The 15,901-nt window shown below is 48.0% G+C and carries 13 protein-coding genes; 7 read left to right on the forward strand and 6 right to left on the reverse strand.

Translation table 11 applies throughout. The features are described 5' to 3' along the window. From KNO92_RS06030 to KNO92_RS06045, 4 genes are all read right to left on the reverse strand, one after another. The coding region (locus KNO92_RS06030) for a transposase (protein ID WP_214760441.1) at positions 1-473 on the reverse strand (473 nt) is incomplete at its 3' end. A 322-nt stretch (positions 474-795) separates the two neighbouring features. After that, positions 796-966: a hypothetical protein gene (locus KNO92_RS06035; RefSeq protein WP_214695154.1), complete on the reverse strand. Its 171-nt coding sequence runs from the start codon at positions 964-966 to the stop codon at positions 796-798. Between the two features lie 43 nt (positions 967-1,009). After that, positions 1,010-1,855: a GNAT family N-acetyltransferase gene (locus tag KNO92_RS06040; RefSeq protein ID WP_214760443.1), complete on the reverse strand. Its 846-nt coding sequence runs from the start codon at positions 1,853-1,855 to the stop codon at positions 1,010-1,012. Between the two features lie 70 nt (positions 1,856-1,925). Beyond that, a complete protein-coding gene (locus tag KNO92_RS06045; RefSeq protein ID WP_251127079.1) occupies positions 1,926-3,134 on the reverse strand; it encodes a dicarboxylate/amino acid:cation symporter in 1,209 nt (402 codons plus the stop codon). A 217-nt stretch (positions 3,135-3,351) separates the two neighbouring features. Here KNO92_RS06045 and zapA point away from each other — a divergent pair, with 217 nt between their 5' ends. The 6 genes from zapA to KNO92_RS06075 all read left to right on the forward strand — a co-directional run bounded on the left by zapA (position 3,352) and on the right by KNO92_RS06075 (position 9,277). After that, entirely contained in the window at positions 3,352-3,573 is a 222-nt protein-coding gene (gene zapA / locus KNO92_RS06050) for a cell division protein ZapA (RefSeq protein WP_015881047.1), read from the forward strand. Between the two features lie 8 nt (positions 3,574-3,581). Beyond that, entirely contained in the window at positions 3,582-4,118 is a 537-nt protein-coding gene (locus KNO92_RS06055) for a CvpA family protein (protein WP_074032727.1), read from the forward strand. 67 nt (positions 4,119-4,185) lie between these two features. Next, positions 4,186-5,880 carry a DNA polymerase/3'-5' exonuclease PolX gene (polX, locus tag KNO92_RS06060; protein WP_214760448.1) on the forward strand — a complete coding sequence of 565 codons (1,695 nt, stop codon included), beginning with the start codon at positions 4,186-4,188 and terminating at the stop codon, positions 5,878-5,880. Between the two features lie 15 nt (positions 5,881-5,895). Continuing rightward, entirely contained in the window at positions 5,896-8,250 is a 2,355-nt protein-coding gene (locus KNO92_RS06065) for an endonuclease MutS2 (protein ID WP_214760450.1), read from the forward strand. A 12-nt stretch (positions 8,251-8,262) separates the two neighbouring features. Then, positions 8,263-8,673 carry a DUF350 domain-containing protein gene (locus tag KNO92_RS06070; RefSeq protein WP_214760452.1) on the forward strand — a complete coding sequence of 137 codons (411 nt, stop codon included), beginning with the start codon at positions 8,263-8,265 and terminating at the stop codon, positions 8,671-8,673. Between the two features lie 142 nt (positions 8,674-8,815). Continuing rightward, positions 8,816-9,277 carry a hypothetical protein gene (locus KNO92_RS06075; protein WP_214760454.1) on the forward strand — a complete coding sequence of 154 codons (462 nt, stop codon included), beginning with the start codon at positions 8,816-8,818 and terminating at the stop codon, positions 9,275-9,277. Positions 9,278-9,316: 39 nt separating this feature from the next. On the opposite strand, the gene KNO92_RS06080 is transcribed toward KNO92_RS06075, so the two are convergent. Both KNO92_RS06080 and KNO92_RS06085 read right to left on the reverse strand, forming a co-directional pair. Further along, positions 9,317-12,541 (reverse strand): FtsX-like permease family protein, encoded by a 3,225-nt coding sequence (locus tag KNO92_RS06080; protein ID WP_214760456.1) that lies wholly within the window; start codon positions 12,539-12,541, stop codon positions 9,317-9,319. Next, positions 12,534-13,226, reverse strand: a complete 693-nt coding sequence (locus tag KNO92_RS06085) for an ABC transporter ATP-binding protein (RefSeq protein WP_214760458.1) — start codon at positions 13,224-13,226, stop codon at positions 12,534-12,536. Before KNO92_RS06085 ends, KNO92_RS06080 begins: the two co-directional genes overlap by 8 nt. Before the next feature lie 392 nt (positions 13,227-13,618). Here KNO92_RS06085 and KNO92_RS06090 point away from each other — a divergent pair, with 392 nt between their 5' ends. Continuing rightward, on the forward strand, positions 13,619-15,859 hold the full coding sequence (locus tag KNO92_RS06090; protein WP_214760460.1) for an ATP-binding protein: 2,241 nt from the start codon (positions 13,619-13,621) through the stop codon (positions 15,857-15,859). Positions 15,860-15,901: the final 42 nt, after the last annotated feature.

Genomic DNA, 15,901 nt, shown 5'->3' on the forward strand with positions numbered 1-15,901 from the left:
TTCTTGTTCGCGTTCGCCCGGATGTGCGTGGAGTCCGTGATCAGGATGCGCCCGGAGACGAGCCCGTGGGATTCCGCCTGTCGGACGATGTCCTCGAAGATTTTCTGGAACACGTCGTTTCCCTGGAAGCGTCGGCGGTAGGCCTGGCTGATCGTCGAATGGTCGGGCACCTTCTCGTCGATGCCGAGACCGAGGAACCAGCGATAGGCGAGGTTCGTCTGAACCTCCCTCACGGTCTGGCGCACGGAACGGATGTTGAACAGGGGGCCGAGTAGGATGATCTTGATGATGATCTCCGGGTCGATGCCGGGCGTGCCGGTGTTCGAATAGAGCGGGGCGCATAGACGATGCACGATCGAGAAGTCGATGTGGCGGTCGAGTCGCCGGACGAGATGATCCTGCGGGACCAGCTGGTCCAACGTGGTCTTCGACTGGATCGGTTCATGTCGTTTCTCGGGATGGGCGCGATACATATCGGGTTCCTCCTTTTGATGACGGGCGGACGTGGCGTTTACCTACCTACTTCCCCGTTTGGACCGGTTCGAAGTATGTATCGGGCTTTTTCTTCGGCCGTCGAGGCCTCAGAAAAAGACAAATGGCCGCCAAAGGTGGCGACCATTCGTGTGGCTCGTCCCACGGCGCCCCGACTCCTGCAGGAAAGCAATCCGACGGAGACCCAGCAGCGACTTGAGTCGCGATGCGGCTCCGGGATTGCCTGCGGAAAGCGTGGGCGCCGGAAGGACGAGTTCGAACATGTTATTTGTCAACAAGCTGAGTGATCGACGAACGCGTCGATCACTTTTTTGTTGCCTGATACACGATAAACGTCAGGAGTGCGGCACCGATGACACTGAGCCATAGCGTATCGATGTTCGGGTCATCAAGGACGCTCTGTCCACCGACGATTAACATATAAAGAAGGAGTGCCACGCCAAGTGCACGTAAAACAATTCGGAATCTAGCCATGAAAAATCGCCTCCACCTAATAGTATAGGGGAGGCGATTCGTTTCATCTAGCGAGTCGGACCCAGGCAGAGTCCATGATCTGTTCATACCCGACTTCTTGATAGATTTTGTTTGAGGTCGGGTTCGTCAAGTCCGTATAGAGGACACAGAACGATTTCGTCTCGAGTAACTGGCGGCTAAGGTCTGCAACGAGACTTCGCGCATAACCTCTTCCACGTGCGTCAGGTGACGTATAGACGAAGGAGACAGTGATACCGTTCTCGGTCGGACGTGAGCGTTTCGCACACGATACAAGCTGTCCATCGACTTCCCAGAACACGGCGTCATCATTCTTGAGCATCGTGTCGATTGCTTTCGTCACTTTTTCAGGTGGTGACGAACGAAGTCCCGACTCGGCTTCAAAGGCGCTATACCAGGCTTCGAGTTGTGCTTGATCAGCTGTTGTCGCTTTTCGCATGTGACCGTTCGCCATCTCGATGTCTTCCACCTCGTCGAGTCGATAAAGACCTTGTGACATGAACATCTCACTCGTCCCAGATGTGATTTCTTGCCACGCTTTCCCGAACCGTTCGGCTTGCTTACGTTCTGAGACCACCTCGATGAATGGGATCTCGTTTTCGAGAAGGTGCGGGATGATGAAAGCGGGGAGTTCTTCCTCTCGTTCCGAGTCCACGACGATGTAATGGAGCGGATGGGGTGGTGTCACTTGGAGGATGGCGAGGAGTTCACCATTCTCTTCGACGGTAAATTGATGAAACGCCTCATAAACGCCTTGAATCACGTTATTCAATACGCCGATCATTAAGCTGTTCTTGGCTTCTTCTTTTAACAATGCGTCCATGACGCGGTCAGCGAAGTGATTCGGGTCTTTCCATTCAATCCATTCCATATGTATCTCTCCTATTCGATGTAGACAAAAACGGACAAACCTGATGGCTTGCCCGTTTATGCGTTGTACGTTATGCGATATCTTCTTGTTTCGACGCTGTGTTGTCGAGAAGTTTCGTGTTGTGTTTGAAGTAGTGGATAATTTTTGCGATGGCACCGTCACCTGTGACGTTTGTAGCTGTCCCGAAGCTATCTTGCGCCAAGTAGAGTGCGATGACCAAGCTTTGCATCGTCGCGTCGAACCCGAGGATCGAGCCGAACAATCCGAGCGATGCCATAACGGCTCCACCTGGAACACCAGGTGCTGCAATCATCGTCACACCGAGTGCGAGGATGAATGGAAGGACGATCGCGTAAGACATCGGCATGCCGTTCAAGTACATGAGTGCGACACCGACTGACGTGAGTGTGATCGTCGAGCCTGACAAGTGAATCGTTGCCGAGAGCGGGATGACAAAGTTTGCGACACCCTCATCCGTGTTGTTCAACTTCGCTTGGCGAAGCGTGACTGGAATCGTCGCAGCCGATGATTGCGTCCCGATAGCTGTGAAGTAAGCCGGCATCATCGTCTTGAGCAACTTGAACGGATTCTCTTTGTTGAGACCACCTGCGATTGAGTATTGAATCATAAGCATCGTCAAATGAAGGACGATGATTGTGACGAAGACGAGTGAGAACACCGAGAGGATCTCAGCGACCTGACCAGCGTACGTCATGTTCATGAAAATTCCGGCGATGTGGAATGGGAGTAATGGAATAATGACTTTACTGATTAAGAGCTCGATGATATCGCGGAAATCCATGGCGAGGTCGAGTGACCGTTTGCTTTCGATCGCGGCAATCCCGATCCCGATGACGAAAGCTAAAATGAGTGCGGTCATGACACCGAATACCGGTGGAATCTCAAATTCCATGAACCCTTTCAATAAGGCTTCTTCTGGGTTTTCGGCTCCTTCTGTCGACCATGACAAAATTTGAGGGAACAAGTTGCTCGTTGCAAAGTATGCGAGCGTCCCTGCGACAACTGTTGAAGCATAAGCGATGAGTGCTGTAAGTCCGACTAACTTTCCTGCTCCTTTACCAAGTTCCCCGATTCCTGGGATGATGAAAGCAAGAATGATCAGTGGGATGGCGAAGCCTAAGAACTGCCCGAAGACCGTGTTGAACGTCACAAACGTCCGAACGATCCAGTTCTGACTTTCTGGTACGATGCTCCCGAGCAGAATCCCGAAAGCGATCGCGATGATGATGCGACCTAAAAGGCCAATGCGTAATTTCAAATCAATCACCCTTTCTGTTTGTTTGAATAGTTGATATTTTCGCACATTTCACGAAATGATGCCACCATCTCTTGCAATTTTCCTGAAGAAAGACGTTTGACAACTTCATAGAAGGGTAATAGAAAATGTTGTACATATCAAGGGAAGGGGCTTCTCCTTTTCCTAATATAAAAACGATGTTATGATTAATGCTGACAGACGTAAAGGAGGGGTGCGCGTGCAGTTACAACGAACAACGATTCACATTGCGGGTCAAGACTATACGATCGTGAGCGAAGAACCCGCTGATCATGTGAGGGAAGTAGGCTTTTTGGTCGACAGTAAGATCCGCGAGATTCGTGAACAATCCCCTCATTTAGATGCTCGTCAGGCAGCGGTCTTGGCTGCGATTCAAATCGCGAGCGACCACGTCAAAACTAAACGAAATATGGGAGAATAAATCAATCCATGGTTACGCTACTTATACTGTTTTTCTTGTTTATTGGAATCGTCAACGGCTTCCGTCGTGGCGCGATTCTACAGCTCGGCCATTGGGTCGCGCTCATCATCAGTTTTCTCGTCGCCAACACGTACTATAAAGATTTAGCCGAAGCGTTCAAGCTCTGGATCCCGTATCCATCTCAGCTTGATGGAACGCTCCCTGGCGGCGTCTTGGACCTCAACTCGCTTTCAGGGATTGAGATGACGTTTTATAACGTCTTTTGGTTCGTCGTCTTGTTCCTCATCACGAAACTTGTCTTGCATCTCATCTTGGCGATGCTCGACTTCTTGACAGACTTGCCGATCTTGCGCCAATTAAAAGGGTTGATCGGAGCAGTCCTCGGATTCTTCGAGGCGTATGTCATCACATTCTTCATCCTTTGGGTGATTGCGTTCGTGCCGATGGCAGGCGTTCAAAATGCTGTCGACAATTCGTCGCTTGCGACATTTATCATTCAAGACACGCCATATCTATCAGATTGGTTTTCAAATAAGATGTTGTGACACGACAGGCCGGAATGCAAGCTAGTGCTTGTATCTCGGTCTTTTCTGTGTGAAGAGGGGGAAGCATATGAATAAAGTAGAAGCGATGATGTTGCTCGAGAAGATCGCGCAATATATGGAGATCAAAGGGGAGAACCCGTTTAAAATCAATGCGTTCCGTAAGGCCGCAACGGCTCTAGAGAATACAGACCTCGAGCTCGAGGATATCGACGACTTGACGTCCATCTCAGGCATCGGCAAAGGAACGGCGGCCGTCCTTGAAGAGTATCGCGATACAGGTCGAAGTGAAGTACTCGAAGCACTGCAAGAAGAAATCCCGTTCGGCTTGATGAAGCTTTTGAAAATTCAAGGGCTCGGCGGGAAGAAACTCGCCAAACTCCGTGAAGTCGGGGTCGTCGATTTAGAGTCCCTCATCCGCGTGCTTGAAGACGGGACGGCGGCATCGCTCCCGGGATTCGGAGCGAAAAGTGTCGAGAAGCTACTCGCCGCAGCGAAGAACCTCGAGTCGCGTCCGGAACGATTGGCCTATGCGGTCATGCGACCGATTGTCGAAGAGATCAACGACGTGTTGGAGAAAGAAGAGCTCGTCTTACGTCATTCCGTCGGGGGAAGCTTCCGCCGGGCAGAAGAGACGTGTAAAGACCTCGACTTTATCATTGCGACCGAGGAGCCGATCGCGCTTCGGGAGAAACTACTCGCTTTACCGTTCATCAATGAAGTGATCGCGGCAGGGGAGACGAAAGTATCGCTCGTCCTCGAACGTGAGGAAATGGTGTCGGTCGACTTCCGTATGGTCGAGCCGGGCGCATTCGCCGCGACACTCCATCATTTCACAGGCTCAAAAGACCACAACGTCCGCATGCGCCAACTCGCGAAAGCAAAAGGAGAGTCGATTTCGGAGTACGGAGTCGAAACGGCAGACGGGCTGTGGCAACCGGAAACGGAAGAAGAACTGTTCGAACGGTACGGTCTCCCGTTCATCCCGCCTGAACTTCGGGAAGGACACGCTGAGTTCGAGCACGACTTATCGAAACTGGTCACGCTTGAGGACATCAAGGCAGACGCGCACATGCACACGGTCTGGTCGGACGGGAAGTTGACCGTCGATGAGATCGTCGTGGCGATGAAAGGGCGCGGCTATGAGTGGATGGCCATCACCGACCACGGGAAGTATTTGACGTTCGTCAATGGCTTGACGGAAGAACGACTCGAGGCACAAGGTGAGGAGATCCGCGAAGCCGCGAAGACACATGAGATGAACGTGTTGCGTGGTGTCGAGATGGATATCCGTCCTGACGGGACGCTCGACTATGAACCAGAATTTTTAGAGACGCTTGACTATGTCGTCGCCTCCATCCACTCGAAGATGGACCAAACCGTCGACGAGATCATGGCACGTCTCGAGAACGCTTGCCGTTCACCATACGTCAACGTGATCGCGCATCCGACAGGACGACTCATCGGTCGTCGCGACGGCTATCCGATTGACGAGGACAAGTTGATTGCCCTCGCAAAAGAGACGGGGACGGCGCTCGAATTGAACGCGAACCCGAACCGTCTCGATTTGACGGCATCGACGCTCAAGAAGGCGAAGGCGGCGAGCGTCAAAGTAATGATCAACACCGACACACACCACCCAGACATGATGGAAGATATGGCACTCGGCGTGTTACACGCACGGAAAGCCTATCTCGAACCATCGGATATTATCAACTGCTTCTCGTTTGAAGACGCCAAGGCGTTCTTTGCGGCGAAGCGATAGAAAGGAACATGCTAGATGGATCACGCGTTACGCGTATTAGAATATGAAAAATTGCGCCAACAGCTTGCCGGACACGCGTCGAGCTCGCTCGGGAAAGATTTGGCGCTCAAGATGCAACCGGACTACTCGTACGACCGGGTACTCTCGAATTTGAATGTGACGAAAGAAGCGACCGAGGTCGTGCGTCTCCGAGATCGTCTGCCGCTCGGTGGACTCACAGACGTCCGCGCGGAAGTGAAGCGGGCTGCTATTGGCTCGGTCCTCTCGACGAGCGAACTGCTCGCCGTCGCGGCTGTCATGTATGGTGGGCGTCAAGTGAAGAACTTCTTTGAGAAGCTGCACGAGGACAACGAAGAGATTCGGATCCCACGTCTGGATGAGTATGCGGACAAGTTGACGAAGCTCATCGAAGTCGAACAGTCGATTCGTCATGCGATCGATGACCAAGGGACGGTCCAAGACTCGGCGAGCTCACAACTTCGGGGACTTCGGACACAGCTCCGAAGCTATGAAGGCAGTGTCCGTTCACGAATCGACAACATCCTCCGCAACAACGCGAAGATGCTTTCAGACGCCATCGTCACGATTCGAAACGACCGCTATGTCGTTCCGGTCAAACAAGAGTATCGCCAGGCGTTCGGCGGGATCGTCCATGACCAGTCGGCTTCTGGTCAGACGCTCTTCATCGAGCCGCAAGCGATTGTCTCGATCAACAACGAGATTCAAGAAGTTCGCTTGAAGGAACGCGCCGAGATCGATCGGATTTTGAGCGCGCTCTCGAACGAAGTCGGTGGGGTCCATGATGCGATCATGACGAACCTCGACGTGTTGGCCGAACTCGACTTTATCTTTGCGAAAGTCGCTTACGGACAAGAGATGAAAGCGACCGAGCCGAAGTTGAACGACAACCGTGAGATCAAGTTGAAACAAGCACGTCACCCGTTCATCCCGAAAGATGAGGTCGTGCCGATCACGGTCGAGCTCGGGGAAGACTATACGTCGCTCGTCATCACAGGACCGAACACCGGCGGGAAGACGGTCACGTTGAAGACGATTGGACTCCTCCAGTTGATGGTGCAGTCAGGCCTCTACGTGCCAGCAGAATTCGGAACAGAGCTCTCTGTGTTTGACGCCGTCTATGCCGATATCGGTGATGAGCAATCAATCGAACAGAGTCTCTCGACGTTCAGCTCGCACATGACGAACATCGTCGGCATGCTCGACAAGATCGACTTCATGTCACTCGTCCTTTTCGATGAGCTCGGTGCCGGGACGGACCCACAAGAAGGGGCCGCCCTCGCCATCGCGATTCTCGATGAAGTGAAGCGTCGCGGGGCACGTGTCGCGGCGACGACGCATTACTCGGAACTGAAGGCATACGCCTATAACCGTGAAGGCGTCATGAACGCCTCGATGGAGTTTGATATCGAATCACTCAGCCCGACGTACCGCCTCTTGATCGGTGTACCGGGTCGCTCGAACGCTTTCGAGATCAGCCGTCGCCTCGGACTATCCGAGCAAGTCATCGACAAGGCACGAAGCCACGTCGGTAGTGACGCCGAGTCGGTCGAATCGATGATCAACGAGCTCGAAGCGGCGAAACAACGCGCCGAACAGCTCGAGCAAGAACTCATCGTCAAACGCCATGACTTCGAAGAAGAGCAAGCAGCGTTTGAGGCGAAGATGACCGAATTCGAACGCGAACGCGACAACTTGTACAGTGCGGCCGAGGCGAAAGCCGAGAAGGCCGTCGAACAGGCGAAGCGTCAGGCGAACGAAGTCATCGACCGCTTGAAGAAGCTTCGGGAGCAGGGCATCGTCAAAGAGCACGAGATTATCGCGGCGAAGAAAGAGCTCGAGTCGGCCAAACCGACACTTCAAGAGAAAAAGATCCAAAAAGTGAAACAAAAAGCCCAACAGAAACGTACGTTCAGTAAAGGCGAAGAAGTGAAAGTGACGACGTTCAACCAAAAAGGCTACATCGTGAAACAAATTAACGACAATGAGTACAACGTCCAAGTCGGCATCATGAAAGTGAACGTCAAAGCGGACGACCTTCAGAAGATTGGTCCATCGAAAGAGAAGCCACTTCAGTCGAAAGGAAGCTCGCTCAAACGTCAGAGTTCGACGAAGTCCGAGCTCGACCTCCGCGGCGTCCGTGTCGAAGAGGGGCTCATGCGTCTAGATAAGTATATCGATGAAGCACTCGTGTCGGGCTATGACAACGTCCGCATCATCCATGGTTTAGGTACAGGAGCGATGCGTCAGGCGACACAAGAATTTTTAAAAGGACATCGTCACGTGAAGAGCCAACGCCCAGGAGGAATGGGCGAAGGTGGACTCGGTGTCACGGTCGTCGAACTGAAGTAAGGGGAGTCGGGAATGGGTACGATTACGTTTGCCGTCATGCTGGAGTCGTTCGGCCTCTATTCGATGGCGGGACTGATGATTATCGTCGGTCTTGCCATCTTCGAGGTGACGACGCCATACAGCAACTGGCGCGAGATTCAAAAAGGAAATATCGCTGTCGCTTTGGCGACAGGTGGGAAGATTGTCGGTCTCGCCAACATCTTTCGTGTGGTCGAGAGCTATCACGATAGCACGATCGACATCTTCGTCGGTGGAGGATTCGGCTTCATCTTGCTCCTCGCGACATATTGGTTGTTTGAATTTTTGACACCGACGCTGAAGGTGAACGACGAGATTCAAAAAGGAAATATCGCCGTCGGGTTGTTGGCATTCTTGCTGTCGATTGGGGTCTCCCTCGTCGTCGGCGCGGCATTGGTGAGGTGAAGACATGGTATACGAACGATTGGCAAAAATCTTGTTCATCGGGGCCGGGCTGTTCTTAGTGGCAGCGGCGCTATGGTATATCTTTTATTGAGGAGAAAGGCGATGTCGTGAGGCATCGCCTTTTTGATTAGGGGGCGAATGAATGATTGATCTACACAATCTCATGGCGGCAACGGATTACGTACTCGACACGGAATCCTTTCAAATGAAAAATGAGGCGTATTATCCTCTAGAGTGGACGTTCTTTGGAGCTTCGGACCCGACGATGCTTCTCACATGGGACGCTGAGCGCGACCGTATCCGGATTCGGTTCGAACAGTATGCGCTCTTTCTTGGAACACTTGAAGAGCACGGTCTGAAGGAAGAAGGATTATGGAACGACCACCCAATCGTGAAGCTGACGACTTCTCGTTTCATGTCATACGTACATGAAAGGATGGGAACAAATCGAGTGAACAACGAGCGGGGGACGCTCTCACATTACGTCATCCGTACAATCGAGCAAGAGTTTCATGTCCTGGCGTATGAAGACCCGACCGTAGAAGATTTAGGGAAAGTCGGGGACACGGGGGTACGTGTCGAAATCGTAGAAGAAGCCGAATAAAAACAACGTCGCCTCGGCTCCGGGGCGACGTTGTTTCGTTTATGGAACATCAATTTTGACGGTATAGGTCTTCGGCATGGCATCACTCGAAGCGAACAAGACGAGTGTCTTCTCATTCTCTGGAACGAGGAAGACTAAATCAATTTCGGACTTCTCGCCTGGCTTGTAACGGAAGCCGCCTTGGAACGCTTTCTTATTGTGGTTGACCATGTCGACCGGACTGTACTCTGTGCCATCTGGCGTGTACATGCGGAATCCGTTCGGACGATAGTCCGCATAGCCACCATAGCCCTTATCTTTGTCATACAACGAGATCGGTAGGCTGACGAATCGTTTGCCATCTTCCGGTTCGGTTCCGTCCGGAGAGGCGTAAACAGGTTCACCCACTTGGAATTCACGTTTCTTCATTTTTGGATCCCCAATAAACGTTTGGAACGTGCCGAGGTTCATGATTTTTTGAAGGTCATCTTCTTTCGGTGTGGTGGCTTTGGCTTCTTTCGGTTTCGTGTCTTTCAAGTCGGCCTGTTTCGCACCCGTCGTCTGTGCGGTCGGTGCTGGTGTCGATTTCGCCTCTTCCGTGACCGGCTTGACTTCTGGTGACGTAAAGACGAACAAGCTGATGATTCCGACGACGAGTGCCGTCGCTGTCGTTCCGAGGACGAAGCGGAAGCGTTTCTCAACTTGTTTTTGGTTGACCACATGCCCACCGATGGCTTCAGCCGGTGTGATGCGGACAGCACGTTCGGCAGGAAGCAGTGCACCTAAGACGCCTGTCACGACTGGGATGAGGATGGTCGCAAACAAGAATGGTAGCTCTGACGTCGGGAACTGTTGATACATGATCGTGACGATGATGATGGTGAACGTCACACCGAGTAGTCCGGCGAAGAACCCGGTCAATGCGCCTTCTGTCAAGACGAGACGACGGATGGACGTGTTCTGCCAACCGAGCGCTTTCAAGACAGCGAGTTGTGGTTTTCGTTCAGAGACGTTTTGCCACATGATCTCGGTCGTCGTGAGCATCGCAATCAGTAAGGCGACCCCCATGGCGACGTAGTGCATCGTCCCGACTTCAAGTGCCACGAACTCCCCAATCCACGTCGTATACAAGACACCTTGGAGACGGAACGTGACGAACAAGAAGAAGCCGAAGAGACTCGTCGGTAAGGCGATGGCAAGAATCGACAACAACGTCCGTGGCCAATACGTCACGAGTTGGTTCAAGCTCATGCCGACGCTTGAGCGAGAACGGCCGAGGCGTCGCCCTTTTGAGACTTCACCGGACTGCATCGTTTCATATGGCTTGATGCGACGGACGAGTCGGATCGGGATGAGTGTCCCGAGCCAGTAAATCAAGAGACCGGCTAAGCCAATCAATAAGATACGGGTAATCGATGTCGAGCCTGCTGCTGTCCAAAGGAATGTCCCGAGAATCATCCACGAGATGAGCGCGACCATCGACCCGAGGATCGTGGCTTCTAAGAATAACAGTTTCGACAGTTGACTCGGACGCCAACCGAGCGACAAGAGGATGGCGAATTCTTTCTTCCGTGCGTACAACATGATGATGTTCGAGCTGAACACATACAGCATCGCGACGAGGATGACGCTCGCGACGACACCGGAGAAGCCGAGTTTCGCTTCCTGGAAAATCGTGATCGACGACCCGATCTTAATCCATGGCTGCTGAATCCAACCGAGCGAACTTTCTCCTTTTAAGCCGGGAAGATAGGTGACGGCGTATTGTGGAGATGAGCCTAGCGTGACGTCGGTGATGAGACCGGTCTTGTCCTCGATCTCCTTCGCGACTGCTTGGAGCTTCGCTTCACTTTCTTCGTTCAAGACGTCCACGCCTTTCACGTTGACGCGAATGGCCGAGATGGCCTTGTCACCGGCGATGGCGAACGCCGCATCGAGTGTCGTCAACATAGATGGTGGTTTCGTCAAGAAGCTATACGGGTTGTTCGTCGGTTTGACGGTCGTCGGTGGGTTGACCGGCTCGTCTTTCGAGTTCATGACCCATTCAGCGCTTGCCGGGAAATACGTCTCCATCGGAAGTTCCGTCAACGGATCTTTTGACAGCTTCAGTTTCGATGGGTCGAATAGTCCGATGTAGTTATATCTCACTTTCGGCACATCGTTGAGGTCTTCTGCGTATAAATTGGACTTACGATACATACTTTCTTGCCCATACTTCACTTGACCCTCAGCGAGGAACGGTTTGATTTGATACGAATACGGCCAACGTTTCGGGAACGGGCTCGTCACACCTTCATAAACAAGAGGTGACGCTTTCTCGGAAAGCCAAGTGTAGTCAACCGTGACACGAGGGTCTTGCGGCTGTGGTGTTCCTTCTAAAATGTGCTTTGTGATATTGTCGTGCATTTGTTGGGCTGTAAAGTCGTATGAGGCGACTTTCGTGCCTTTCAAGCTATCTAGATACTCCCCTTTCCCTTTCTCGAGATAGGTTTTGATAAACGCTTCTTGGTCGCTCGTATCGGCATCGACTTCTTCGATGGTGTAGTTGATCGAGGCATCGACGTAGTCTTTTGTACTCATCAAAATCGGAATTGTCGTGATGTCTTCATCGTAAGGCTCTGGGACATCCTCTTCATTGAAGTAACGACTGAACGCTGTCGCTTGTACGGCATCGTCTAACCCGACGAGTTTCGCTTCGGCGACCGGGTCAATCCCGGCGAGCATGACATCACTTCCGTAACTAAGTGGGAATTCTTCATATAGGGCGGTCGGGCCGATGCCGATGTGAGTGGAATCACCGTTTGGCATCCAGCCAACCCAAAAGTAGGCTTTCAAGTCTTGGAAGTCATTGATTTTTTCAATGCCCGTATCGATGAGCGTATTCATCTTGAGGCGATAGAGACCCGCTTTATCAAACGTATGCGTTTGCGTGAACGAACTCGAATAAGTCGACCCGATCATGGCAATCGGTGCTGCGACATCGATGTCGGCAATCTGTTGAATCGACTCGTATTGTTCGCGCGTGATCCCACCTTCGAGTCCGCTCATATAGTTTGGCTCGAGCAAGTTCAAATCTTCCGTCACGCTTCTGCTGCCTTCCGGACGGACGACGATGTGATAAGACGAGTCCCAACGCTTCTGTAGCTCGTTGACGACGGTCCCGTTATTCGCCTGGGTCACGCCGAGAAGGTAGCTGAGCCCGGTACTGACGATGAGCATCCCGACCATGAGCAGGATGAACCGTTCTTTATTCCGCCACCACGAGTTCCAAATGAACTTAAGCATGATGGACGTCGCTCATGGCAACGACCTGCCCGTCGCGCATCTCGATTTTTCGGTTGGCTCGGTCAGCGAGTTCCGGGTCATGGGTGACGAACAGGACGCCACATCCGTTCTCCCGATTCAATCGGATTAATAGATCAAAAATGACGTCACCCGTATGTGTATCGAGGTTCCCCGTCGGCTCATCGGCGAGGAGCCATTTCGGGCGATGAATGAGGGCACGGGCGACGGCGACGCGTTGTTGCTGACCGCCTGACAGTTGGGACGGTAACGAATCGACCTTGTCAGCGAGACCGACCTCTTTCAACAGTTCAAGCGCACGTTCGTGGACGTCGTAATCAACTTTTCGTCCGAAGAGCGGGGACATGACGTTCTCAAGCGCTGTCAGTGTCGGGATGAGATGGAACTGTTGAAAGATGAAGCCGATGTTCTCGAAGCGGAAGTCCGCGAGCTGTTTTGCAGAGAGCGTCGAGATCGGTTCGTCGTTGAAGAGCAACGTGCCCTCCGTCGGACGGTCGAGTGTACCGATCAGACTGAGGAGCGTCGATTTCCCAGACCCCGATGGCCCGATGATGGAGATGAAATCCCCGTGCTCGAAGCGGAGGTTGATGTCTTGCAAGGCGACCGTTTTGACGTCACCCGTATCAAATCGTTTTGTTAAGTGTTCGCATGTGAAGTGATAAGCCATACCGTAAATTCTCTCCTTTACCTAATATTTAGTGAAAATATGTAAGAGGACGTAATATTCTGACTATTATCAGATTAGAGGGAAAACTTTCCTTTAGATAGCTGGATAAATTTTTATCTTGGTTTCAAAAGGAGTACAGGACAAAATGGGGAAAATAGATGAGAGGATGTTGAATCGAGAGTAATGTTAGAGACTATAACATGTTGAGGTCATAAAGTAATGAAAGTAAAAAGTTGCTATATGATGCTTAAATGGATTTATTTTTTAAATTTTTAATTTGAAATACATTTTTTCTTATTTGAAGAACGGGGAATTATTTTATTAACTAATGTAATATTATGTATAGATATTAGATAAGAGTTAAAAATGAAAAAGAGAGGAATGAATTTTCGTTGAAAAATTTAAATATTCAATTTGAAAATTGCTTTGGCATATCAAAACTTAATCACAGTTTCAATTTTGAGGAGGATAATGTAAATACTTTGTATGCTCGAAACGGATTAATGAAAACATCATTTACTAAAGTTTTTGAATATTTAATGAAGTCGAAACCAGATGAAATACGAGATGCGATTTTTGATACTCAGCCTGTAAAATTTTTAGTAGATATTGATGGTAGAACAATAAAACCTGATGAAATATTTGTTATAAATTCGTATGTAAATAATTACGAAACTGACAATTTAGCTGATCTTTTAATTGATAATGATTTAAAAAGTGAACTTCAAGATTTGCATCAAGAAAAAGATAAAATTTTAAAAATACTAGAAAAAATGTCAGGTATAAAAGTTTCTAAAATATTAAACGGTAAAAAAGTTTACGAAATTGAAAGTCAAATCATTAAAGATTTAAAACTAGAATCCAATAGTCTAGTGTTAAATTTTGAAAAAATTATGAAAGAATCATGTCAAACAGACTATTCAGAAATTAAATATACGGATATATTCTCGGAATCAACAATGAAAATAATTTTAAGTGATGATTTTCAGAAACATATCTTAGATTTTTTGTTACATAACGAAGAAATATATCAAGAGTTTAATTTTCTCTCAAAAGGTCATTTTGGACTCGGTAAATTAAAAAGTATTGAAAGAGAAATTGGGAAAAAATCTTTTTTTGTAAATGATAACTTTGTAATTTTAAATGGAGATTTAAAGGTAAAATCTACAACAGAATTAAAAAAAATAATTAAAAAAGTGGAGGACAAAATTTTCACTAGTAATGAATTTAAAAAATTGGAAAAGGATTTATCTACTGTTTCAGGTAGTTTGTTGAAAGAAGTGATTGAAAACAATCCTGAAGTAGTTAATGAATTGAAAATAAGTAATTTAAATGAATTAAAACGTACTCTATGGCTTTCTTATTTTAAAAAGATTGAAGCGGATGTAAAAAATGTAGTAAAACACTACGAATCATTTGAAAAAAAAATTAAAGAAACAAAAATTAACCAAACTCCTTGGGAAACGGCTTTAAGTATTTTTGAAAGCAGATTTTCAGTACCGTACAAAATGGAAATTGAAAATATAAGAAGTGCAATTATTGGTGAAAGCATTCCACAGGTTAAATTTGCTTTTTGCAGGGATGGTGACTTAGAGAATGAAAATCCTGAAAACTGGTCGAAAATAAATAGGGAACAGCTCGAATCTCAAAACACTCTGAGTCAGGGTGAAAAAAGGGCATTGTACTTGTTGAATATAATATTTGATATTGAAAAAATAAAAATTGAAAACAGAGAGACGTTACTAATCATAGATGATATAGCAGACTCGTTTGATTATAAAAATAAATATGCAATAATCGAATATCTAAAGGAGATTTCTGAGTTAGACAATTTTAGAATGATTATTTTATCTCACAATTTTGATTTTTATAGAACGGTTTCAGGTAGATTGAATGTTAAGCGTAATAATCGTTTTATGGCAAGAAAAAGCGATTATTTAATTAATATTGAAAGAGAACATTATCAAGATAAACCTTTTGTAACTTGGAAGAAGAAATTGAATAAAAAAAATACAATTGCATTAATTCCTTTTGTTAGAAATTTAATCGAATATAGCGTGGATAAACAAATAAATAATCATCAAAGCATAGAAAAGGATTCTTTCCTTTTGACAAGTTTATTGCACTATAAGGAGCATACCGAAAATATTAAACTAGTTCATTTAAAATCAATATACGAAGAGCACTTAGGAAGTTCAAAATTTATTGACGGATTGAAAGATTCGGACAATATGTATGAGCTTGTGTTAAATCTTGCTGATCGTATATCAATAGAAGAACAAAATCTAGAAGATAAAATTATATTAGCGATTGGAATTCGATTGATTTCAGAAAAATTTATGATTCAACAAATTTCTGAGTATACAGGAGATTTAGAGTGGCGATTAGGTAAGAAAGTAACTAATGGATCATGTCAAGACTTTTTAACTACGCTCGAGACCTCTTCAAATCAAACAAGAAGATTATATGAGGTTTATATTCAATTCGGCGATAATAACTATATAAAAACTTTAGATAAGGTGAACATAATGACTCCAGAAATGATTCATATTAACTCATTTATGTATGAACCGATTTTAGATATGGATATTATAGAATTGAAAAAATTATATGATTCTGTAAAGTCTTTTTAAACATTGTTAACACAAATGATTAATTTAAATAAAGTGTTATTT

It is taken from the genome of Exiguobacterium sp. s129, assembly GCF_018617585.1.
GTDB classification, from domain to species: domain Bacteria; phylum Bacillota; class Bacilli; order Exiguobacteriales; family Exiguobacteriaceae; genus Exiguobacterium; species Exiguobacterium aestuarii_A.